The organism is Candidatus Frackibacter sp. WG13, assembly GCF_900114655.1.
In the GTDB taxonomy this organism is placed as follows: Bacteria; Bacillota; Halanaerobiia; order Halobacteroidales; family Acetohalobiaceae; genus Frackibacter.
In genome coordinates, this window is sequence record NZ_FOTT01000003.1 from 99,560 (window position 1) to 123,070 (window position 23,511).

Annotated in this window: 25 protein-coding genes and 1 pseudogene; 23 read left to right on the plus strand and 3 right to left on the minus strand. The window is 34.6% G+C overall.

Annotated features, from left to right (window positions below):
- The first annotated feature begins 118 nt into the window (after positions 1–118).
- The 16 genes and pseudogenes from dapF (at position 119) to BM077_RS03150 (ending at position 16,892) form a co-directional block, all read left to right on the plus strand.
- Positions 119–961, plus strand: a complete 843-nt coding sequence (dapF, locus tag BM077_RS03070; RefSeq protein ID WP_089748123.1) for a diaminopimelate epimerase — start codon at positions 119–121, stop codon at positions 959–961.
- 433 nt (positions 962–1,394) lie between these two features.
- Positions 1,395–2,636: an LL-diaminopimelate aminotransferase gene (locus tag BM077_RS03075; protein ID WP_089748122.1), complete on the plus strand. Its 1,242-nt coding sequence runs from the start codon at positions 1,395–1,397 to the stop codon at positions 2,634–2,636.
- 147 nt (positions 2,637–2,783) lie between these two features.
- Positions 2,784–3,008, plus strand: a complete 225-nt coding sequence (locus BM077_RS03080; protein WP_089748119.1) for a hypothetical protein — start codon at positions 2,784–2,786, stop codon at positions 3,006–3,008.
- Positions 3,009–3,161: 153 nt separating this feature from the next.
- Positions 3,162–3,530, plus strand: coding sequence for a hypothetical protein (locus BM077_RS03085; RefSeq protein ID WP_089748117.1), 369 nt, complete (start codon positions 3,162–3,164; stop codon positions 3,528–3,530).
- Positions 3,531–3,691: 161 nt separating this feature from the next.
- On the plus strand, positions 3,692–4,357 hold the full coding sequence (locus BM077_RS03090) for a 4Fe-4S binding protein (protein ID WP_089748115.1): 666 nt from the start codon (positions 3,692–3,694) through the stop codon (positions 4,355–4,357).
- A gap of 209 nt (positions 4,358–4,566) precedes the next feature.
- Positions 4,567–6,408: an asparagine synthase (glutamine-hydrolyzing) gene (gene asnB / locus BM077_RS03095; RefSeq protein WP_089748113.1), complete on the plus strand. Its 1,842-nt coding sequence runs from the start codon at positions 4,567–4,569 to the stop codon at positions 6,406–6,408.
- Positions 6,409–6,595: 187 nt separating this feature from the next.
- Positions 6,596–7,927 (plus strand): annotated as a pseudogene (glnA, locus tag BM077_RS03100) (type I glutamate--ammonia ligase).
- A 13-nt stretch (positions 7,928–7,940) separates the two neighbouring features.
- Complete coding sequence (locus BM077_RS03105) at positions 7,941–8,672, plus strand: NAD+ synthase (protein WP_089748111.1); 732 nt, start codon at positions 7,941–7,943, stop codon at positions 8,670–8,672.
- A gap of 341 nt (positions 8,673–9,013) precedes the next feature.
- Complete coding sequence (locus BM077_RS03110) at positions 9,014–10,348, plus strand: ammonium transporter (RefSeq protein ID WP_089748110.1); 1,335 nt, start codon at positions 9,014–9,016, stop codon at positions 10,346–10,348.
- Between the two features lie 306 nt (positions 10,349–10,654).
- On the plus strand, positions 10,655–10,993 hold the full coding sequence (locus BM077_RS03120; RefSeq protein ID WP_089748104.1) for a P-II family nitrogen regulator: 339 nt from the start codon (positions 10,655–10,657) through the stop codon (positions 10,991–10,993).
- Positions 10,994–11,200: 207 nt separating this feature from the next.
- Positions 11,201–12,298 (plus strand): class II glutamine amidotransferase, encoded by a 1,098-nt coding sequence (locus BM077_RS03125; protein WP_089748103.1) that lies wholly within the window; start codon positions 11,201–11,203, stop codon positions 12,296–12,298.
- The gene (locus BM077_RS03130) at positions 12,295–13,797 is read left to right on the plus strand and encodes an FMN-binding glutamate synthase family protein (protein WP_089748101.1); all 1,503 of its coding nucleotides are present in this window, start codon (positions 12,295–12,297) and stop codon (positions 13,795–13,797) included. The genes BM077_RS03125 and BM077_RS03130 overlap by 4 nt, the downstream gene beginning before the upstream one ends.
- Before the next feature lie 21 nt (positions 13,798–13,818).
- Positions 13,819–14,271: a 4Fe-4S dicluster domain-containing protein gene (locus BM077_RS03135; protein WP_089748099.1), complete on the plus strand. Its 453-nt coding sequence runs from the start codon at positions 13,819–13,821 to the stop codon at positions 14,269–14,271.
- Positions 14,272–14,273: 2 nt separating this feature from the next.
- Entirely contained in the window at positions 14,274–15,533 is a 1,260-nt protein-coding gene (locus BM077_RS03140) for an NAD(P)/FAD-dependent oxidoreductase (RefSeq protein WP_089748097.1), read from the plus strand.
- 17 nt (positions 15,534–15,550) lie between these two features.
- Positions 15,551–16,288 (plus strand): GltB/FmdC/FwdC-like GXGXG domain-containing protein, encoded by a 738-nt coding sequence (locus tag BM077_RS03145; RefSeq protein WP_089748095.1) that lies wholly within the window; start codon positions 15,551–15,553, stop codon positions 16,286–16,288.
- 70 nt (positions 16,289–16,358) lie between these two features.
- Positions 16,359–16,892 (plus strand): FxsA family protein, encoded by a 534-nt coding sequence (locus BM077_RS03150; RefSeq protein ID WP_089748093.1) that lies wholly within the window; start codon positions 16,359–16,361, stop codon positions 16,890–16,892.
- A gap of 131 nt (positions 16,893–17,023) precedes the next feature.
- Here the strand turns inward: BM077_RS03150 and BM077_RS03155 are convergent, their stop codons facing one another.
- Positions 17,024–17,419 carry an apurinic/apyrimidinic endonuclease family protein gene (locus BM077_RS03155; RefSeq protein ID WP_089748092.1) on the minus strand — a complete coding sequence of 132 codons (396 nt, stop codon included), beginning with the start codon at positions 17,417–17,419 and terminating at the stop codon, positions 17,024–17,026.
- 117 nt (positions 17,420–17,536) lie between these two features.
- Here BM077_RS03155 and BM077_RS03160 point away from each other — a divergent pair, with 117 nt between their 5' ends.
- Genes BM077_RS03160 through BM077_RS03175 form a run of 4 tightly spaced genes read left to right on the plus strand, consistent with a single transcriptional unit; the run spans position 17,537 to position 19,065 of the window.
- Complete coding sequence (locus BM077_RS03160; protein WP_090095130.1) at positions 17,537–18,313, plus strand: tetratricopeptide repeat protein; 777 nt, start codon at positions 17,537–17,539, stop codon at positions 18,311–18,313.
- A gap of 15 nt (positions 18,314–18,328) precedes the next feature.
- Positions 18,329–18,529 (plus strand): hypothetical protein, encoded by a 201-nt coding sequence (locus BM077_RS03165; RefSeq protein WP_090095132.1) that lies wholly within the window; start codon positions 18,329–18,331, stop codon positions 18,527–18,529.
- A gap of 56 nt (positions 18,530–18,585) precedes the next feature.
- Positions 18,586–18,807, plus strand: coding sequence for a hypothetical protein (locus BM077_RS03170; protein ID WP_090003421.1), 222 nt, complete (start codon positions 18,586–18,588; stop codon positions 18,805–18,807).
- A 39-nt stretch (positions 18,808–18,846) separates the two neighbouring features.
- Positions 18,847–19,065 (plus strand): hypothetical protein, encoded by a 219-nt coding sequence (locus BM077_RS03175; RefSeq protein ID WP_089748085.1) that lies wholly within the window; start codon positions 18,847–18,849, stop codon positions 19,063–19,065.
- Here BM077_RS03175 and BM077_RS03180 read toward each other — a convergent pair.
- Positions 19,062–19,553: a hypothetical protein gene (locus BM077_RS03180; RefSeq protein WP_089748083.1), complete on the minus strand. Its 492-nt coding sequence runs from the start codon at positions 19,551–19,553 to the stop codon at positions 19,062–19,064. The genes BM077_RS03175 and BM077_RS03180 overlap by 4 nt on opposite strands.
- 261 nt (positions 19,554–19,814) lie before the next feature.
- Here BM077_RS03180 and BM077_RS03185 point away from each other — a divergent pair, with 261 nt between their 5' ends.
- Complete coding sequence (locus BM077_RS03185) at positions 19,815–21,257, plus strand: glucose-6-phosphate isomerase (RefSeq protein ID WP_089748081.1); 1,443 nt, start codon at positions 19,815–19,817, stop codon at positions 21,255–21,257.
- Between the two features lie 53 nt (positions 21,258–21,310).
- On the opposite strand, the gene BM077_RS03190 is transcribed toward BM077_RS03185, so the two are convergent.
- Positions 21,311–21,631 carry a hypothetical protein gene (locus BM077_RS03190; RefSeq protein ID WP_089748079.1) on the minus strand — a complete coding sequence of 107 codons (321 nt, stop codon included), beginning with the start codon at positions 21,629–21,631 and terminating at the stop codon, positions 21,311–21,313.
- 195 nt (positions 21,632–21,826) lie between these two features.
- Here BM077_RS03190 and BM077_RS03195 point away from each other — a divergent pair, with 195 nt between their 5' ends.
- A complete protein-coding gene (locus BM077_RS03195) occupies positions 21,827–22,882 on the plus strand; it encodes a peptidoglycan DD-metalloendopeptidase family protein (protein WP_089748076.1) in 1,056 nt (351 codons plus the stop codon).
- A gap of 286 nt (positions 22,883–23,168) precedes the next feature.
- Positions 23,169–23,336 carry a hypothetical protein gene (locus BM077_RS13675; protein WP_176941607.1) on the plus strand — a complete coding sequence of 56 codons (168 nt, stop codon included), beginning with the start codon at positions 23,169–23,171 and terminating at the stop codon, positions 23,334–23,336.
- Positions 23,337–23,511: the final 175 nt, after the last annotated feature.

Below are 23,511 nucleotides of genomic sequence, written 5' to 3' on the forward strand. Positions count from 1 at the left end.
TTAAAGCACATAGCATATATGCTATGTGCTTTTTAGCAAATGAAGTTTATTTTGACAATAATAATTACTTATGTTAAAATTTAATTTAAGTTAATGATAAGAGGAGTTGAGAAGCAAAATGGAATTTACAAAGATGCACGGACTAGGTAATGATTTTGTTCTAGTCAATTGTTTTGCCGAAGACATTGATAATGCGAATCAATTAGCTGAAGAGATCTGTGACCGACATTTTGGAGTAGGGGCTGATGGGTTAGTTTTAGTCTTGCCTGCTCAAATTGAAGAAGCAGATTTTAGAATGAGAATCTTTAATCCAGATGGTAGTGAACCAGAGATGTGCGGAAACGCTATTCGGTGCTTTGGAAAATATCTTTATGAAAAAGAGCTAACTGATAAGACGAAGATTAAAGTAGAAACTTTAGCTGGGATTATTATTCCAGAATTAATAATTGAAGATGGTGATGTGCAGGCTGTTAAGGTTGACATGGGTGAACCGCGTTTACATAGTTCTGAGATTCCTATCGAAGGAGTAGATAAGGAAGAGGTAGTTAAAGAGAAACTAGATGTTGATGGTGAAGAGTACGAAATAACTACCGTTTCCATGGGTAATCCGCATTGTGTCGTCTTTGTTGATGATGCTGAGGAATTCCCAGTAACTGAAGTTGGACCGAAAGTTGAAGAACATCCTCGTTTTCCAGAGAAAACGAATGTAGAATTTATAGAAGTAATTAACTCTAGTGAAATTAAGATGCGTGTTTGGGAACGGGGAGCAGGAGTTACATTGGCATGTGGAACCGGTGCTTGTGGTTCTACAGTAGCTTCGATTTTAAATGAATTAACTGGTAGAAAAGTAGAGGTTCATTTACTAGGTGGCGATTTGACGATAGAGTGGAATGAAGAGAATAATCACATCTATATGACTGGACCTGCTGAAGAAGTATTTGTAGGAGAATGGATAGTTTAACTAACAGGTTAAGTTTAAGGCTAAGGAATGAATAGTTGATAGTGAAGCCCAATAAAAAGTTTACTAATTAAAAGCAGAGTCTATCGTAGGCTTGCGACCAGCTTTGAAGTTTAAGCTGGGCGAGACAGTTAAGCCCAGAAAAGAGTTTCCGAATTAGAGGCAGAGTCTATCGTAGGTTGTGGCAGAATTTATTCACGCCAGGAGTTTACACAGCCAGTCTTGGTTTATAGATTGGATGGTTTGCCTGTAAGGAGCTTTGAAGTTTAAGCTGGGCGAGACAGTTAAGCCCAATAAAAAGTTTACTAATTAGAAGCAGAGTTTAGCATAGGCTTGTGATCAGCCTTGGTTTGTAGGCTGGGGGAGATAGTTAACAGTTGAAACATTTATGAAATTTATTTATTTTAATATTAAAGAATATAAGGAGGCAGTGAGTATGTCAGAAGAGAGTTATATTCAACAGTTATTTGCTGAGAGAATTGGTGGGGAGAATTTTGGAAAAGAGGATGTAATCTATAAATTTGAAAAGATTAAAAGAGCAAAAGCTGCAGCTAAGGAGGCTCATCCTGATGTAGAGCTAATAGATATGGGGGTTGGTGAGCCGGATTGGATGGCTGACGAAGGAGTTATTGAAACTCTATACGAAGAAGCACAGAAGTGGGAGAATAGAGGTTACTCTGATAATGGAATCTTTGAGTTTAAAGAAGCAGCAGCTGAGTATATGGAAGAAGTATTTGGAGTAGAAGGATTAAATCCAGAAACAGAAATTAATCATTCTATCGGTTCTAAGCCAGCTTTGGCTATGTTACCATCTGCTTTTATTAATCCTGATGATATTACGATTATGACTACTCCTGGTTATCCAGTAATGGGTACTCATACTGAATGGTTAGGCGGGGAAGTAGTTAATTTACCATTATTAAAAGAGAATAACTTCTTACCTGATTTAGATAGTCTTACAGAAGATCAAAAAGAACGAGCTAAATTACTTTATTTGAATTATCCTAATAATCCAACAGGAGCAGTGGCTACTGAGGAATTTCTTAAAGAAGTAGTTGAATTTGCTAAGAGTAATGATATTATCGTTATCTATGATGCTGCTTATGCTGGATTAACTTTTGATGGTTATGAGCCGTTGTCATTCTTATCTATTCCTGGTGCAAAAGAAGTGGGAATAGAGATTCAATCGTTATCTAAAGCTTTTAATATGACTGGTTGGAGAATGGCTTTTGTAGCTGGAAATCCATTAGTAGTTAATGCTTTTGCAACTGTTAAAGATAATAATGATTCTGGTCAGTTTAAAGCAGTTCAACATGCAGCTGCTTATGCGCTGAGACACCCTGAAATTACAGAAGAGACAGCAGAAAAGTATTCTCGTAAGCATGATTTGTTAGTAGAAGCTTTGCAGGAATTAGGCTTTGATGCTGCAAAGCCGAAAGGTTCATTTTACCTTTATGTTCCCATTCCTAAGGGAGTTAAAGGTGGACCTGAATTTGAGAATGCTGAAGACTTTTCACAATATCTGATAAAAGAACATTTGATTTCTACTGTACCATGGGATGATGCTGGATCTTTTGTTAGATTCTCGGTGACATTTGTAGCAGACGGTGTAGAAGAAGAGAAACGTGTTATTGAAGAAATTAAAGATAGATTATCACGAGATGAATTTGTATTTTAATTAAATTTGATTTTTAAAAGGTTCTAAGAATTAATTCTTAGAACCTTTTTTCTTTTCTATATGAAGGAAATTAATGTATCTCGTAGAAATATAATATAATGATAATATAATATATCTTAAAATTCATAAAAGAGGGGGGGAGCAAGGTTGAAAGTTCCAAAATCAATTGAGGAATTGCCTACAAAAGAACTAAAGGAACTTTTAGAGGAAAAGAAGAATATGTATAAGGATACGGAAGATGAAATGAAGTTTGTACTAGGTCAGACCGGGATTCACCTGCCTGGTAATACCAAGGAGAAGTATAATAGAGAGTTAAAAAGTATTCAAGAAGAGATTGATGAGATTAAAGAAGAGTTAGAGAGAAGAGGATAAAGAAAGGTTTTAATAAGCCAGTCTGCTTTGTTAAAAGTAGACTGGCTTTCTTTTTTATATCTTAATCAAAATTAAAAAAAATTGTACACAATTTTAATAGTTGCTGCATTATAATATAAAAAGATAGTTTATTTAAAGAGAGGGGGAGAGTATATGTCTGAACTTAATGTAAATACTATTATTTCCATTTTGGGAATATTATCTACAGTAATAATTGTTTTAGTTAAGATTAAGCCTGGTTTAGATGATTACTTTCGTAAAGGAACACCTATTTTGGCTGAAATAGATGATATAATAGATGCTATATTATTTCAGTTTCCAAAGAATGATAACTTAAATACTATTAATGATATATTAGATAAAATATTATCTGAATTAAAGCAAGCGGGATATGAAATAGATGATAAGAGTAAGAAAAAAATAGAGAATAGATTAAAAGCTCAGTTGAAGAGAGAAGGATTTAAGTTAGATTTAGATCCTAAATCTGGAGAGTATATGATTAGATATGATAAGAACTTTTAAATTGCATACTTAATTGAGTATGAAGATTCAGCTTCATTATTATTGGAGCTGGATTTTTGTTGTTAGAATAAATAGTGGAATTTAATTTGACATTAACAAAAATAAATTATATAATTCTTACAACCCCTCAGGGAGGGGGTTAAAAATAGGAGGTGTTTTTAATGAAATTTCAAAATCATCGTAAAAAGATTCAGTATATAGGTACGGTAGTGATGTTTTCTTTGGTATTTGGTCTATTTAATCATAAACTTGGTTTAGTATTCTTAGCAATTCCATTTATAGCAGTCTTGCTATCTAATGTTTTAGGAAGGTTTTGGTGTGGTTGGTTCTGTCCGAGAGGATCATTTTTAAATACAGTTATTAGCAAGATATCTAGACACAAAAAAATTCCTAAATTTTTGAAGTCAACTACTTTTAAAGTCATTATGGCTACAATTTTATTAGGGATGTTCACTTTGGCATTATTAGGTTATAATCCTTTAATTCAAGATGAATCTCCTTTAGTTAGGGCAGGAGCTTTCATGATCTTTGTCTGTATTGTAACTACTTTGTTAATTGCTATTCCTTTAGGTATTATTTATAAGCCTAGGACTTGGTGCTCATTCTGTCCAGTTGGTTGGTTACAATCTGCTTTTAGTAAGGATCGGATCTTGAATGTAGAAATCAAGGACTGTAAAGAGTGTGGTATTTGTGCTAAGGAATGTCCAATTGATATTCCAGAAGATTATATTGGAGAGGAAGATATAATTGATGATGCTGACTGTTTAAATTGTATGGTTTGTGTAGATGCTTGTCCATTTGATATTTCCAATCCGACAATTAAATAACTTATAGTAGTTATAATAGATTATTTTAAGTTAAGTCTTTCTTTTAATTATAAGGTGTGTGGATATTTATATTTAAATCAAGCTTCCTAAGTGTGGGGGAGCTTGATTTTTTTATTTTATAATAAATTAACGCATAGTGAAATTATAATGCAACATATGAAATTGTTTAACATAGTAATAGTATAAAGATGTAAAAGAGGTGAAATTATATGTGTGGAATTGCTGGTTGGGTAGATTGGAATATTGATTTGACTCAACAGAAAGAGACTGTTAGAAAAATGGGGAAAGTATTGAATAGGCGAGGACCTGATGAAAGAGGAGAATGGTTTTCTAAAAATGTAGGTTTAGCGCATAGGAGATTGATTGTAATTGATCCTGAAGGTGGAAAACAGCCAATGGTTAGATCATATCAGGGTAATACATATGTCATGGTATATAATGGTGAACTATATAATACTCAAGAATTACGAGTTAGATTAAAGAATCGAGGTTACAATTTTCAGAGTCATTCAGATACAGAAGCATTATTAATTTCTTATATTGAATGGGGAGAAGAGTGTGTTAAGTATTTAAATGGTATCTTTGTTTTTGGTATTTGGAACGTTGCTAGGGAAAGATTATACTTAGCACGGGACCGTATTGGGGTTAAACCTCTTTTCTATACTCAATTTGAAGGTAGCTTTCTATTTGGCTCAGAATTAAAAGCGCTCTTAGCACATCCACAGGTGAAATCGGAGATAGATAAGGAAGGCTTAGCTGAGATATTAGTAATGGGTCCTGGAAGAACACCAGGACATGGAGTCTTTAAAGGGGTTAAGGAATTGAAACCAGGCTATTATCTTACTTATGACCAAGGAGGGTTGCATGAATGCAAGTATTGGTCCTTAGAAAGTAAACCACATGAAGATGATTTAGAAGATACTATTAAAAAAGTAAGAGAACTATTTGTAGACACAGTTAAACGGCAATTAATTTCGGATGTTCCTATTTGTACTTTGTTATCAGGTGGATTAGACTCTAGCGCTATTACGTCAGTTGCTAGTGAAGGATTACAGGAAGCTGGAAAAGGGCAGTTACATACTTATTCTGTAAGTTATGAAGGCAATGATGAGTATTTTGAAGCTAATGAATTTCAGCCTGATGCTGATGATAAGTGGATTAGATTAGTTTCTGATTATGCTGATACTGAGCATCATAATATTGTTTTATCTAATTTAAAATTAGCAGAATGTTTACGAGAAGGAGTTTATGCAAGAGATTTACCTGGTATGGCAGATATAGATGTTTCGTTGTATCTATTTTGCCGTGAGATTGAAAGGGACTTTACGGTTGCTGTGTCGGGAGAATGTGCTGATGAAATATTTGGTGGATATCCATGGTATCATCGTGAAGAAGCTTTAAATGCTGATACATTTCCGTGGTCTAGAAGGATAGATAGCAGGACACAAATTTTTAAGAAAGAAATAGTTGATCGCATTAAACCTAAAGAATATTTGCACCAACGTTATCAAGAGGCTTTAGATGAAGTTCCTCGTTTAGCAGGAGAGGATGCTAAGAATACTAGAATGCGAGAAATGTTTTACTTAAATTTAACACGATGGATGCCGGTCTTACTTGATCGTAAGGATAGAATGAGTATGTATACTAGTTTAGAGGTAAGGGTCCCTTTCTGTGACCATCGCTTAGTGGAATATGTTTGGAATATTCCTTGGGAAATGAAGAATTATGCCGGAATGAGAAAAGGGATCTTGCGGGCTGCCTTAAAAGGGATATTACCAGAAGGGGTTAGGAAGAGACCGAAAAATCCTTATCCTAAAACTTTTAATCCAGATTACTTTAATGCTACTAGAGATTTACTGAGAGAAATCTTAAATAATCCTAACGCACCGTTATTAGAGTTAATCGATGAAGCAGTAGTGCGACAACTAGTAGAAAGAGATCATGATTCTGATTTGCCATGGTTTGGACAATTAATGAGAATACCACAACTGTTTGCTTATTTAATTCAGTTAAATATTTGGCTAGAAGAATATGATGTTACAATTTGTTAGGAGTTTGACCTTTTGAGAGCCGAGCCTTCTTAGGTTCGGTTTTTTTGATTAATATATTCGATTATATGTGAGGGTTGGCGGTTATTAGAATAAATTTTCGAAAATCACTTGACAAGACTGCACATTTTCTTTATACTTAACGTATAGTTAACATAAAGCTAACATTTAAAATATTGGAGGGATAATTATGAGTATTTTATCTAAAGAAGATGTTTTGCAAAAGGCGGAAGAGATGGATGTTAAGTTTGTTAGACTACAGTTTACAGATGTTTTAGGGATTACTAAGAATGTGGCTATTACAGTAGAGCAGTTAGAGGAGGCATTAGATGACAAGATAATGTTTGATGGATCTTCGATCGAGGGCTTTACTAGAATTCAAGAGTCGGATATGTATTTAAAACCAGATTATGACACCTTTGCGATTTTTCCATGACGACCACAAGAAGGGGCGGTGGCGCGATTAATATGTGATGTTTATACTCCTGAAGGAGAGCCGTTCTCTGGTGGGCCAAGAAATGTGTTGAAAAAGGTGATTCAGGAAGCTGAAGAAATGGGTTATGAGATGTATGCTGGACCTGAGCCGGAATTCTTCTTGTTTGAAACTGATGAAGATGGAGAAGCGACAACTAAGACTATGGATAACGGTGGTTATTTTGATTTATCACCAGTAGACTTAGGACAGAATGCTAGACGTGATATCAATTTAGCTTTAGAAAAGATGGGCTTTGAGGTAGAAGCTTCACACCATGAGGTTGCGCCTGGTCAGCACGAGATTGATTTTAAATATGCTGATGCATTACAGACAGCTGATAATGTAGCGACGTTTAAGTTTGTCACGAAAGCAATTGCTAATGGGCATGGCTTACATGCAACATTTATGCCGAAACCGATATTTGGAGAGAATGGGTCGGGGATGCATGTTCACCAGTCGTTATTTAAAGATGGAGAGAATGCTTTTTATGATCCGGAGGATGAGCGAGATTTAAGTAAGACGGCTTATCATTATATTGGTGGTATATTGAAGCATGCTAAAGCTGTTGCTGCAGTTACTAATCCAACTGTTAATTCTTACAAAAGATTAGTTCCAGGTTATGAAGCGCCGGTTTATATTGCTTGGTCGGCAGCTAATAGAAGTGCTTTAGTTAGAATTCCTTCTTCTAGAGGAGTGGGGACTAGAATTGAGCTTAGGAACCCTGATCCATCTTCGAATCCTTATTTGGCTATGGCAGTAATGTTAAAAGCTGGTTTAGATGGTATTAAGAATGAAATAGAGCCAGGGGAAGAAGTTTTAGATAATATTTATAGTATGACTGAATCTGAAAAGCAAGATGCGGGCATTGAAAGTTTACCTGGTAATTTGATAGAGGCTGTAAAAGAACTCCGGGAAGATGAAGTGATTAAATCTGCTTTAGGAGGGCATGTTTATAAGCACTTTGTTAAAGCGAAGCAGATTGAATGGGATATATATAAGATGCAAGTTCATCAGTGGGAATTAGATCAATATTTAAATACTTATTAAACTGGGGGTTATTATGTTAAATAGGAATTATGATGAGATTACAGAGGGGTTAATTAAGTGGATTGAAGAGAAAGTGACAGAAGCAGGCTGTGATGGAGTTGTAGTTGGGATGTCTGGTGGTATCGATTCTTCTGTGACAGCAGCTTTATGTAAAAGAGCTTTTCCTGAAAAGACCCTAGGTTTGATTATGCCTTGTGAAAGTAACCATCAAGACAAAGAAGATGCTAAATTGATAGCAGAGAAATTTGGTATAGAATATAAAGTCTTTGGTTTGGAAGATGCTTTTTATTCTTTGTTAGAGATAATGGGAGAAGAATCAAATGATCAGAACTTGGCTGTGGCTAACATTAAGCCTAGGTTGAGAATGGTTACTCTTTATTATTACGCCAATTTAAGAAATAGTCTAGTGATAGGTACTGATAATCGGAGTGAACTGAAACTAGGTTATTTTACTAAGTATGGTGATGGAGGAATTGACTTAGCTCCTTTAGGTGGCTTAGTTAAAACAGAAGTTAGAGAAATTGCTGAAGTGTTAGATGTTCCTGAAAGGATTATTAACAAGGTTCCTTCGGCTGGTTTGTGGGAAGGTCAAACTGACGAAGAAGAGCTGGGGATAAGTTATGAAGAAATTGATAGATATATTTTAACTGGTGAAGCAAGTGATGAAGTGAAAAAAGTAGTAGATGATTTAGAAGAGAAAAATAAACATAAAGTTCAATTACCTGATATTTTTCAAATTGATTAAGGTCATTGAGTGATTATTTGTGAATGTTACAATAACTATGATAAGCCTAAGGGTGTTAACTCTTAGGCTTATTTATTTGGTATTATTTTATTATTTGGCTCAATTCATGTTAGGTTATTGTTATTTTTATAAAAAACTAATAAAATCCTTGACAAAAGCAGATAAAACTCTTATAATTAACGTATACTTAACATATACCTAACATCAAATGAAGTTATTTAGTTTTCTAAATGGCTTTTTTATGAAAAGGAAGGGGAAATAAAGTTATTTGATGTTAGGTTTGTTGTTGGGACTTATAAGATTTGATAATAGGTATTAAAATTAAAAGAGGTGTGGTAAAAATGAGAAGGAGTTTATTAGTTGGTTTGGTGACTTTAGGAGTGTTGATTTTTTCTTCGGCAACGATTTTTGCGGCAGAAACTACTGCGGCAAGTAATGCAATAGCGATTGATACGATTTGGACTTTATTAGCAGCAATTTTAGTATTCTTTATGCAAGCTGGTTTTGCTATGGTTGAATCGGGATTTACTAGAGCTAAGAATGCTGGAAATATCATTATGAAGAACTTGATGGACTTTTCGGTTGGCTCCTTGATCTATTGGGCTTTTGGTTTCGCATTGATGTTTGGTGCTGGAAATGAGTTTGTTGGTATGGAAGGCTTCTTTTTAAATAGTAATTTCGAAAATTTAGGCTTGAGTATCCCGGTAAGTGCATTTTGGATCTTCCAAGCTGTTTTCGCAGCAACTGCGGCAACAATTGTTTCTGGAGCGATGGCGGAAAGAACAAAATATAGTGGGTATTTGGTTTATAGTATTGTGATCACAGGGATTATTTATCCGGTTGTTGGTCATTGGATATGGGGCGGCGGCTGGTTATCGAATATGGTTGATTTTGCTGGTTCAACAGTTGTTCATTCGGTAGGTGGTTGGGCTGCTTTGGCAGGAGCTATGGTTTTAGGTCCACGAATTGGTAAGTATAATGAGGATGGCTCCGCTAATGCGATGCCAGGTCATAACTTGTTAATGGCTTCTTTAGGTGTCTTTATTTTATGGTTTGGTTGGTTTGGTTTTAACGCTGGTAGTACTGTAGCGGGGACTGATTTAAGTATTGCTTCTATTGCAGTGACGACTAATTTGGCCGCTGCTGCTGGAGCTACATTGGCTATGGTGACTAGTTGGGTTAAGTATGGTAAGGCTGATGTTAGTATGACGTTGAACGGGGCATTAGCTGGTTTGGTAGGGATTACTGCTGGAACTGCTGCAGTTGATAACTATGGAGCGGTAACTATTGGTGCTTTAGCTGGAATATTGATAGTTTTTGCGGTTGAATTTATTGATAAATTACGTGTAGATGATCCGGTTGGAGCAGTGGCGGTTCATGGTGTTTGTGGGGCTTTTGGTACATTGATGGTTGGCTTACTTGCTGTAGATGGTGGTCTTTTCTATGGTGGAGGTGCTGAGTTATTATTGATTCAAGCTAAAGGTGTAGTTAGTGTGTTTATTTGGACTTTCGGTATGGCGTATGTTTTATTTAAAGCGATTGATGCGGTGATTGGCTTGAGGGTTGCTCGTGAAGAAGAATTAGAAGGGTTAGATATAACGGAGCATGGTTCGGTTTCTTATCCTGATTTTGTTCCATTGCACTGGAAGAGTATACCGGTTAGTAAAGAAGAGTAGTAGGAATTAATTTGTTAGTATTAGTGTAGGTCTAAATCATGGAGTCGAAAGATTGGGGTTAAGACTAAGGTTAAGACTAAGGTTAAGACTAAGGTTAAGACTAAGGTTAAGACTAAGGTTAAGACTAAGGTTAAGGCTAAGGCTAAGGCTAAGGTTAAGGTTAAGATTAAGGTTAAGATTAAGGCTAAGGTTAAGATTAAGGCTAAGGTTGAGACTAAGGCTAAGGTTGAGATTAAGGAGTAATGCAATTGATAGAAAATAGATAATAGTTAGAAGTTTATATCGTAAAGATGAGGAGTGATAATAATGAAGAAAGTCGAGTGTATTATAAGGCCGACACGTTTAGAGGAATTAGTGGTGGCTGTAGAAAAAATAGGAGTTAATGGTATGAATATTACTCAAATTGCGGGTTATGGTAATCAAAAAGGGGCTAAAAAGTTCTATCGTGGAGTAGAGTATGAAGTAAAATTGAAAGAAAAATTAAAGATAGAGATTGTGGTTGAGGATGAAAAAACGGATCTTGTAGTAAACGAGATTATTGATGCGGTTCGAACAGACAATGTAGGTGATGGAAAGATATTTATTTATCCTATTGAAGAGGTTGTCAGGATCCGAACAGGAGAGACAGGTGAAGAGGCGATTTAAATTAACCCCCAGGAATTTTATTCCTGGGGGTTAATTTTATAAACCATTTGTATTTTATATCATTTATTGTATTGTTTTCATAATGTAAAATAGACTTGCAACTCCTGAAAATATATTATATAATAACTATACCATAAAAAACGAAATTGAATTTCATATTATGAAAACGAGGTTATTAAGGTGATTAAGAAATGAGAGGTGGAGTAGATGAGAGGAAGTAGGCCAACGGAAAAGATTATGTCAGGTTGTGCAATTAGTGGAATATTGAACAGAAGAGGAAAATGCTTTTCTGGGAAGGAAATTATGGATTCGATTGCTTTGATGCATGATCGTTCTAATGGTTTAGGTGGTGGATTTGCTGCTTATGGTATTTATCCTGACCATAAAGACGAATATGCTATTCACATGTTTTATGATGATTTAGAGGCTAAGGAGAAGGTTGATTACTTTTTAAATCGCCATTTTGTTATCTTAGTTAGTGAAAAGATACCAACACGGGAAGTAGAAGCAATCAATAATCCACCGATTATTTGGCGTTATTTTGTACGACCAGACGAAAGGAAGTTATCAGAATCAGGATTAGAAGAAGATGAGTATGTAGCACAGTCAGTAATGAATATTAATGCTAATTATCGCGGGGCCTTTGTAGTTTCTAGCGGTAAAAATATGGGCGTCTTTAAAGGAGTAGGATATCCAGAAGATATAGGTGAGTTTTATAAGTTAGAAGAGTATGAAGCCTATCTTTGGACGGCTCATGGTAGGTTTCCAACTAACACACCAGGATGGTGGGGAGGAGCCCATCCATTCACTTTACTTGATTGGTCAATTGTTCACAATGGAGAGATTTCATCTTATGGAGCAAACAAACGTTATTTAGAGATGTTTGATTATAAATGTACTATGCAGACAGATACTGAAGCGATTACTTATCTATTTGATTTAATGCTACGTAAACATAATCTCCCTTTAGAAGTAGCAGTTAAAGCAGTGGCTGCACCTTTATGGAGTGAGGTTGAGCGTATGGATGATGAAGAAGCAAAACTTGTTAAATCGATCAGAGCAGTCTATGGTAGTGCACTATTGAATGGACCATTTTCAATCATTTTAGGACATAAAGATGGGTTTCTTGCTTTGAATGATAGAATTAAATTACGACCTTTAGTTGTGGCTGAGGATGAAGAAAGAACTTATGTTGCTAGTGAAGAAGCAGCTATTCGAGAAATATGCTCTAAGCCAGAGAAGCTTTGGTCTCCTAGAGGAGGAGAACCAGTAATTGGTCTATTAGAAGGGAGGAGTGGAGTATGAGCTTAAATTATAATAATCCGGAATTTGTAATTGAAAGAGATCAGGACAAATGTATTGAGTGTCGAGTCTGTGCAAGACAGTGTGCTAACGAAGCACATTTTTATGATGAAGATTTAGAGAGAATGAGAGAAGAAGATATTAATTGTGTTAATTGTCATCGGTGTGTAACGCTCTGTCCTACCAATGCTTTAGTGATTAAAGAATATCCATTAGAGTATAAGAAGAATAGTAATTGGACCGGTGGTATGATAAGTAATATCCAAAAACAGGCTAATACTGGTGGAATCTTATTAACTGGGATGGGTAATCCAACCGATAAGAAGATCTATTGGGATCATATATTACTTAATGCGAGTCAGGTTACCAATCCTTCGATAGATCCATTAAGAGAGCCAATGGAGCTTAAGACTATCTTAGGTCGCAAGCCAGATAAAGTTGAGTTTGATGAAGAAGGTAAGGTAAAGGACTTACCACCACAATTAGAATTAGAAACTCCAATCATGTTTGGTGCTATGTCTTTTGGTTCAATCAGTATTAATGCCTGTAAGTCTTTAGCTCAGGCGGCCAATGAAATGGGCATGATGTATAATACCGGTGAAGGTGGTTTGCATGAGGATTTGTATCCATATAAAGATAGAACGATTGTACAGGTAGCCTCTGGACGTTTTGGTGTTCATCAAGAGTATTTAAATGCTGGTGCAGCTATTGAAATTAAGATCGGCCAAGGTGCTAAACCAGGGATCGGCGGTCATCTGCCAGGGGAAAAAGTAGGAGAAGAAGTTTCAAAGACAAGAATGATTCCTAAAGGTACAGATGCAATTTCCCCAGCTCCGCACCACGATATTTATTCAATAGAAGACTTAAGACAGTTAATTTACGCTTTGAAAGAAGCTACTAATTATGAAAAGCCAGTTTCTGTCAAGATAGCAGCGGTGCATAATGTAGCAGCTATTGCTTCGGGAATAGCTAGTGCAGGAGCTGATATTATTGCCATCGATGGTTATCGAGGTGGTACAGGAGCAGCCCCGACTATGATTCGAGATAATGTAGGAATTCCTATTGAGTTAGCATTAGCAGCAGTTGACAGTCGCTTGCGTGAGCAAAGCTTGAGAAATAAAGTCTCATTAGTAGTTAGTGGTTCGATTAGAAATAGTGCTGATATAGTAAAAGCAGTAGCCTTAGGAGCAGATGCGGTCTATGTTGCTTCCGCTGCTTTAATAGCATTAGGCTGTCATATGTGTCAGAAATGTTATACCGGCAAATGCAACTGGGGTATAGCAACTCAAAATCCAGAATTAGTAAAGCGATTAAACCCTGAAATAGGTGTTGAACGAGTTAAGAACTTAATCGAAGGCTGGTCTCATGAAATTAAAGAAATACTAGGCGGAATGGGAATCAACGCTTTAGAAAGTCTTCGTGGCAATCGATTAATGCTACGAGGGATAGATTTAACAGAAAAAGAGTTAGAAATTCTAGGTATAAAACACGCAGGGGAATAAAAAAGAGGAGGGAGTATTGAGATGAAGAAAGTTTATGCTCGAGAAGAGTATTGTCTTGGCTGTAAGCTCTGTGAAGTTTATTGTGTGACTAATCATTCGCAATCTAAAGATATAATTAAGGCGTATAAATTAGAAGAAGTTACTTCGCGAATTATTGTTGAAACTAAAGGTGCAGTTTCGTTTGCATTACAATGTCGTCATTGTGAAGGGTCACCTTGTGTTAAAGCTTGTATTACCGGAGCAATGCAGAAGGATGAAGAGACGGGAATAGTAGACTATGATGAGGATAAATGCGTAGGTTGTTGGACTTGTATTATGGCTTGTCCTTTTGGTGCAGTCAAAAGAGATGAATTTGGGAATAAAGTGATCTCTAAATGTGATCTCTGTGCTGAAGAAGGTGAGCCAGCATGTGTTGAGAACTGTCCGAATGCTGCTTTGATTTTTGAGGATAGAGAAGTAGAGGAGGTGTGTTAATTTTGGATTATGTAATAATCGGGAATTCCGCGGCGGGAATCGGTGCTGTCGAGGGAATTAGAAGAGTTGATAGAGAAGGTAAGATTACTATTATATCTGATGAAGAATATTCTGCTTATTCGCGACCGTTAATCTCGTATTACTTAGCTGATAAAGTAACGCAAGAAGAGATGAAATACAGACCAGATGAATTTTATAATCAGAATAATGTTGATGCTAAACTAGGTATTAAAGTTACAGAGGTTAATGAAGATGATAAGAAAGTTCTTTTAGAAGACGACGAAGAAGTTACTTATGATAAGTTATTAGTAGCAACTGGAGGAGCTCCTTTTATACCAGAAATGAAAGGAGTTAATAAAGAGAATATTTCTAACTTTATTAAGTTAGATGATGCTAAGGCGATTGCTAGTGATATAAAAGAGAGTGAAGCCGAGGAAGTTGTTATCTTAGGGGCGGGGTTAATTGGTTTAAAGGCAGCAGAGGCTTTAATTAAGAAAGGTTTAAAAGTAACCGTTGTTGAGCTAGCCGATAGAGTATTAAGTGCTATTTTAGATAAAGAAGCAGCTGATTTAGTGCAGGAACATTTAGAAGAAGCAGGTATTAATTTTATTCTAGAAGACACAATTATAGAGTTTCTTGGAGATGAAAAGGTTACAGGAGTTAAATTAAAATCAGGTCAAGAGTTAGATTGTGATTTAGCTGTTGTAGCAGTAGGAGTAAAGCCTAATGTATCAATAGTAAAGGGTACTAATGTAGAGGTGAACCGAGGATTAGTTGTAAATGATAAGTTAGAAACTAACATAGATGATATTTATGCTGCCGGAGATGTTTCCGAAGGTTATGATATGTTACATGAGATGGCAGGAGTAATTCCAATCTGGCCTAATGCTTATAATCAAGGCTTAGTGGCAGGGCAGAATATGGCCGGAAGTAATGAGAGTTATAGGGAAGGGTTTGCACGAAATGCTATCGGATTCTTTGACCTATCGATGATTACGGCAGGAATTATTAACCCAGCTACAGATGAGTATGAAGTTTTAATTGATAAAGTGGAGGAAGATAAAGTTTATAAGAAGATTGTTTTAAAGGATGGTAAGATAGTAGGTTTTATTTATTTAAATGATGTAGATAGAGCTGGAATCTTAACCGGATTAATTAAAGAACAAAAGGGTGTAGAGGATATTAAGAATCAATTATTAGCTGATGACTTTGGTTACATTGATTTTGATAAAGAATGGAGAACTCAAAAGTTAGCAGAGTAGTTAAAGGAGGGAGTAGAATGGCTACCATAGATGCAAAAGGAGTCTATTATCGTCAATTAAATAAACAGATTAAAGATTTAGTTGCGCAAGGCAATGATGAAATAGTGCTTAATAATGTTAATGGGCATCGCTATATAGGTGATGGTTTAGATAGTAATGTAAAATTAATTATAAATGGAACGCCTGGTAATGACATGGCTGCTTTCACTAATGGAGTAGAGATAATTGTAAATGGAAATGGTCAAGATGGGATTGCTAATACTATGAATGATGGTAAATTAGTTATCCGTGGTCATGCTGGAGATGCTCTAGGTTATAGTATGCGTGGTGGAGAGATATATGTTAAAGGAAGAGTAGGTTATCGAGTTGGCATTCATATGAAAGGTTATAAGGATAAACAACCAACTATTATAGTTGGAGGTACAGCCGGGGATTTCTTTGGTGAATATATGGCTGGTGGACGATTAATTTTATTAGGATTAGAACGAGAAGAAGGGAAGTCGATTATTGGTAATCATGTTGCAGTAGGAATGCATGGTGGTGTAATATATGTTAGAGGTGAAGTTGAAGCATATAAGGTTGGTTTAGAGGTCGAAGTACTACCGATAGATGAAGCTGATAGAGAAGAATTAAAAGAGTATTTAGCAGATTATTGCAAAGAGTTTGATTTAGATTTATCAGAGGTGATGAATGCGCAGTTTTCGAAGTTAATTCCGGTTTCTAGTAGACCTTATGGGAATATGTACGCTTATTAAGAACTAAATTGCATTTTTTCATCATAGACTATATAATAAGATATACTATTTAATTAAAGAAGGTGGAAAAATGTTTGGAAAATTACTATTGTTATTTACTTTAGTTCCTATGACTGAGTTGTATTTATTGATAAAGTTAGGCGGCTTTGTAGGATTCTTGCCAACAGTAGCATTAGTAGCTCTAACAGGAGTAATAGGTGTCTCTTTAGCACGAAATCAAGGGTTTTTAGTAATCGGTGAGATTCAAAGCTCATTATCTAAAGGTCAGTTACCAGCGGATAGCTTAGTTGATGGCTTGCTTATTCTAATTGGTGGTGCTATGCTATTAACACCAGGCTTATTAACAGATATCGCTGGTTTTAGCTTCGTTATTCCAGGGACTAGAAAGATAGTAAGAAAGTTAGCAAAAGAGAAACTTGAAAACCATATTAATAAAGGTAATATAAAGTTCAGTTTTTTTGGACCGTCTCAAGAGCAGAGTAATTATCAACAGCAAGATCAACAAGGTTGGCAAGAAACTGAAGAGCAAGATGATGAATGGGATGATACTTCGGAGTCAATAGATGTAGAGTTCGAGGAACTAAATGAAAAGCCTTCAGACTAAAAGTAATAGGCTTTCATAAGCTAACAACCAGCTTTGTTTTTTAGGCTAGATGACAAGTTCAATGAAGAATTGTCGGATTGGAAGCAGTATGTTATCACAAGTTTGTGATTAAGGAGTTAGGGATTTAAGTCTTAAATCCCTAACTCCTCTCTTAATTTAAAGAGTGCTTTATCTTTCATCTTAGCTTCAATCATAACATCAAACTCATAATTAGAAGCTAAATCCAAGAACTTCTGAAAAGCATCAGGATTAATATAATCAGCATGACGTTTAGGGTGTTTTTTGCTACGAGGACTAGAAAAATGAATTTTAGGCGTTCGGTCACTCCAAGTTGCAAAGATATCTTCTAAATAGTCTCCCAAATCTTCTCCTTGGTTATAGCAGTTATGGTGATGAACATCTAGAACCATAGGGATTTCTAATTCTTGACATATCTCTAATACAGCACCGATTGAATATGAGGTGTCATCGTTTTCTAAGACTAATCTTTTCTGCACATCAGGATTTAATCTTCGAAAATTAGAAATGAATCTTTAAAAATAAGTAATAGCAATAACTTTGAAAAGAAGAAATATATTTTATGCACGGACTTATTGTTTGGTGAATATAATAATTTTGAACATAAAGTTTGAGGAGTGAGTATGATGGATGAACACGGATTAATAAAAGATATCCTAGAAAAGAAGAAAGAGTTTTATGAGTTGATTGATCAGGGTCAAAAGTTGGATTCTGAAATAGTAGCTAAATTAGTAAGTGTTATTTTAGTAAAGCTAAATGTTATGTTTGAAGAATCAAACGATAGATTGAGGCAATCAACACTGACTTATAAGTTAATACGACTAATTAGTAAGAAGCAAGATTATCCTAGATCTAAAGTTATTTTAGATGAAATCGAAAGAAAGTATAGCAATGAAAAGACTGTAGATTTTGTGAATTTATTCTGTTTAGAAGCAAAATATTATTTAGAGTTATTAGCAGGAGGAGGGCTAGTAAATAGGTTGGATGAATTAGCTTATAATTATAAAGTATTGGGATGTTATGAGATAGCAGAGTTCTTATATCAAACCTTATTAAAGTATGATCAAGTTAGAAAGAGTTTAGCTTATATTGGTTTAGGAGATCTATATTTTGAACAGGTTGATAATTTAATGGAGAATAAAGGTCAGGAGTCTAAAGAGAAAGTCAAAGAGTTTTGGCAGCAGAGTGTTAATTATTATGAGAAAGCTATAGATGTTGTTGATTTCGATGAAGTTCCTCTTGACTTTGTTAAAGGAATGAGTTATGGAAGATTAGCCGAAGGATATCAAAAATTAAAAGAGTATGATTTAGCGGTTAATGCCTGTCAGGAAGCAATTGGTTGGGATGAAGATAATTATTATGCTTACAAAGTTTTAAATACAATATATGATAGTTCACCATAAAGTGTTGATGAAGAGATGTTAATAGGAGAGTTAAGTACAGAATTGATTCAGACTAAGTTTAATAGAATGATCAATAATTTATGGACTAATTCATTATTAGCAGAAAGTAAGAACGAATTAAATAATGCTAAGATATACTGGAAGTACTTGATAGAATTAGATGCGACGTATAGTTCAGAGGCTAAAGAAAAAGTGGAATATTATTGTAACACTTAAAGTCCTTTCATCATAATATGTAGTAAATCAAGTTTTTAAAAAGGAGGGATTAGATAATGCCTTTTGAAGAAAGATTACTAGAGCAGGTAGGGGATTTCGTAGAAGTAATAATTACTGCTGGGCAAGGTTGTTGCTTGCAAGAAGGGATTCTTTGTTCAGTGTTTGATGATTTTATTGTATTAATCAATGGTGATACAAGAATTGAGATTCCTATAGATAGTATAGCAGCAGTACGTAAATTAGCAGGTGGCGCTCCAGAAACAGTGGAAGAAATTTAATATATTTTAAAATAAGAGAGAAAAAGGGGGGGAGTGGTTATGCCTTTTATTGATTTATTAGAGGATCAATTAGGTGATTTTGTAGAAGTGATAATTACTGCTGGCCAAGGTTGCTGCTTACAAGAAGGAATTCTGTGTCAAGTAGGATTAGATTTTATTACTTTGATTGATGGTGATGAGCGAATTGAAATTCCTTTTGATGCGATAGCAGCAGTTAGGAAGTTGGCTGGAGGAGCTCCACCAACACCAACAGTTTAAATATCAAAAGAGTCAGGAGCAGGTATGCTTCTGGCTTTTTTATTTGTAATGGGAGTATTATCAGTATTTTTTATAGTATGGTCGGCTTCATTAGTCGGTGCTCCACCTGCATAACGAATAATAGCGGTAATTTTTTCAATAGGAATTTCAATTATTAATAGATTATCTATTAGTATTATGAAATCAGCTTCGATTTTACATAAGATTCCCTCAAAAGCTTCTGGGCAGCAGCCAGTGGTTACAATCTTAACAAACTCATCTATGTGATTAATTAATTGCTCACGAAAAAAGGAAAGTTCTTTTTCGTTAGAAGTTTCTTCTCTTTTATTGGACATATTATCTGTATTATCAGTTTCTTTTTTGGGGGATTTTTTATCTTTAGTGTTTCTTTTAGAATTATGTTTTGACTTATTATCTTTAGGGTTAACATCTTGAAACCATATTTTCTTTTTAGAAGATCTCTTATTCTTTCGATGATTATTATTCATGATTATCACCTCTTATAAATAAGGGCCTTATTTATAGTATATGTACTAGAAATTTAATATGTTCCTATAAAGCGATTTTTTATAGTAATACTGTAATCTTTGCAGGTCTTATTAATCTTTAATAGAATTTTTTAGTTAGATAAAAAAATAAAATAGAATAGAAGGGATGCCTATAACTATTTAAACAATTAAGAAGATTGTGGCAGCGCATAATTTTTATTTTATTACATAATAATAATCATATAAAAAAGGAGGAGTATTATGGCTGAAATCAGATATAAAAAAGAAGAATGGAAAAAGAAGATGAAAATAAAATTAGATGTAAATAATATGTTTACTGAACAAGTGGGGGCAGAGCATGGTATCAAAAAAGAAGATATCGATAAGCTTCAAGATGATTTACTTAAGGCTCATAAGGCAATTAAAAGAGCCAGAAAAGCTGGTGAATTAGGTTTTATGGAGCTACCAGAAACTCAAAAAGAAGTAGCGAAGGATATCAAAGAGTTAGTAGCAACTAAGAAGGACGATTTTGATAACTTTGTAGTGTTAGGCATAGGTGGTTCTGCTTTGGGGGCTATTGCTTTACAGACAGCACTAAATCATCCTTATTATAATCTAAATGATGATGCACGTGGAGATGGTTTGAGATTATTTGTGCCAGACAATGTCGACCCTGCGAGATTGGAAGGACTATTAGAGACATTAGATTTAGAGAGAACATTATTTAATGTAATTTCTAAGTCCGGTGGAACAGCTGAAACAATGAGTCAATTCTTAATAGCTCGTAATTTAGTAGCGGAAGAATTAGGTGAAGATAAGGTAGCGAAACATTTTATTGCTACAACTAGTCAAGATACTGGTAACTTAATAAAAATAGCTAAAAAGGAAGGGATGGACACCTTCTATATTCCGGATAATGTAGGTGGAAGGTTCTCTGTTCTAACTCCAGTTGGATTAGTGCCAGCAGCATTTTGTGGAATAGATATTGAAGAATTACTAGCAGGAGCAGAGTATATGGACCAGATTTGTGATAATGAGGATCTTTGGCAGAACCCTGCTTATCTAAATGCTACCTTACAATATTTGGCGGATAAAGATGGAAAATCGATGTCTGTAATGATGCCTTATGTTCATGCTTTAAAAGATATAGCAGACTGGTATCGGCAACTTTGGGCAGAGTCTTTAGGCAAAGAGGAGGATAGAAGTGGCAAGGTAGTAAATGTAGGTCCGACACCGATTAAGGCTTTAGGAGCTACTGATCAACACTCTCAAGTACAGTTATATATGGAAGGGCCTTATGATAAAGTAATTACATTTCTAACTGTTGACAACTATCAAGCTGAAATAAAGATTCCTGAAGAGTATCGTAATATTAAAGGAGTCTCTTATTTAGGGGGGCATACACTTAATCAATTGATTAAGACTGAGCAGTCAGCTACGGAATTAGCTTTGACTAAGAATGGCCGTCTAAATTGCACCATTAATTTACCAGAGGTAAATGAATTTACTATGGGGCAATTATTATATATGTTTGAGTTACAGACTGCATTTGCAGGAGAATTATATAATATTAATGCTTTTAATCAACCAGGTGTAGAGCTAGGTAAGAATTATACATATGGTATTTTAGGGCGAGAAGGTTATGAGAATATGAAAGAAGAGTATGAAAGTAAGCCAGCAAAGAATAATAATTTAATTATTTAATTTTTATAGATGAGGACACCTAATTTTTTTAATTAGGTGTCCTAGTTTCATTATCATTTTTGATTATTATTTAATTTTTCTTCTAGTTTTTTATCTGCAGCTTTCATTATATCTTTAGCCGCATCATCACCCATAGTGCCTGCTTCACTAGCCGGCGAACCAAGTTGTACTCGATCACTAAAACGTCCGATTTGTTGAGCTACATCAGCTTCAAAGCCACTCATTTCTGCTGTACCGTCTACAGTTGGAAATTTGACACGGCCTAGCTCAACATTATTTTCTAAGTTTTTTGGAATAATATCATAATTAGTTTCTTCAGCAATTTCTTTATCACTGGGGATATAATTCTTATCTCTACCATTATCGTTATTCATTTTAAATGTCACCTCCTTAAGATTAGTTTGTAATTAAATAAAAAAATGATGTTAGGAAATATTGCTAATTATTTTTAAAATAAAAGAATTGATAATGATTTTATGAAGGAATTATCAAACATATCGCGAAATATATTCATGTAGGTAATATTATAAATTATAATATTAAACCAAAGTAGTTTGGAGGAGTAAAAGGTGAATTCGAAATTTAAATATTGGTGTCTTTTATTAGGGGTTACACTGGTAATTTTTAACTTCTGTGCGATTGGGTGGGCTGCTGGTTTAGGAGTTAGAGACTTAGAAGAAGGAATGAGAGGTCATGATGTTAAGTTATTACAGCAAAGATTAATTAATCTAGGATATAATATAAAAGTGGACGGGGTTTTTGGTGCTAAAACAAAAAATATAATTAAGAAATTTCAACAAAAATATGATTTAAGTCCTGATGGAATTGTTGGAACTCAAACCCTCTACTATTTAAAACGTTCAAATAAAAATTTAGAGTATGAAGTTCAACCAGGTGATTCGCTATATGAATTATCTAAAGAATATAACATATCTATTAAAGAGATTAAAGAGGCGAATAACCTTTCAAATTCTAGGATTATTGTAGGACAAAAATTAATAATTCCAGATACAGCTCTAGGTGGTGGAGAACAAAAAGATCTTTATATTACTGTAGAGTATAGAGTTAAATCAGGTGATTCTTTGTATAAGTTAGCGAAAGAGTATGACAGTAAAGTTACGAAGATAAGGAAGGTTAATAACTTGCAAAATTCTTTAATTAGAGTTGGACAAGAGATAGAGATTCCTCGTAAATTAAATAAACCTAAAACAAAAAAAGTCTTTTCTGAGCAGGAAAGAATGAAATTTATTTGGCCAGTTAGAGCAAGAATAAGTTCTAATTATGGTTATAGAACTCATCCTATTACACATGAAAAGGATTTTCATGGAGGAATTGATTTAGCTGTTGGGCATGGAACTCCAGTAAAGGCTGCAGCATCCGGAAGAGTAGTAACTAGCTCTTGGGTCAGTGGATTTGGTAAGACAGTAATTATTAAGCATGATGGGCGAACAAAGACCTTGTATGCACATAATTCTCGTTTGAAAGTTAGGGTTGGGCAATATGTTAAGCAAGGACAAACAATATCCTATTCTGGGAATACAGGTTTAAGTACTGGTCCACATTTAGATTTTAGAATTTTAATTAATGGAGATCCGGTTAATCCATTAAAATGGCTACCGAATTAAGAGAGATTATAACCCTTTGGATAGTTTGAATACAGAGGGTTATAATTTTTTTTATTTTTTTTGAAATAAAAGAAGGAATTTTAAGATAAGTGTAGAATAATTATTACTACAGTATTGTGAAAACAATCACTTTCACAATTAGAAATTATGCAAGATTAACAATGTCATTGCATATATTATTACTAATATAAGTATTGATGAAGCAAATTCAAAGCTAAAATTTAATATATCTTTAGCTATTACTGTTATTAAACATTCAAAAAAATCGGTAAAGGGGTGATTTATAATGTTTTGCATTATCTGCGGAAAAGAAATATCTGATGACCAATTTCGGAATACTTGTGACAACTGTGAGCGAGAAGTAAGTAAATTATCTCAACAGATGGTCAAATCACGCAAAAGAATTAATTTTCGTCAACTACGAAAGAAAAAACAAGAATATAGTAAAATTTAGTTATTAATAAAAATTCAGAAAATTTCAAAATGTAGTATTTTGTCCATTGCTTGTCTTTATTTCTAAAAATTTGATTTCAATAATCAATAAGATTGTGCTGATTTGCACAATCTTATTTTTCTTTTATAAATGTCGTAATTTACAATTAAAAACAGGAAATTTAGTAATAAAGATA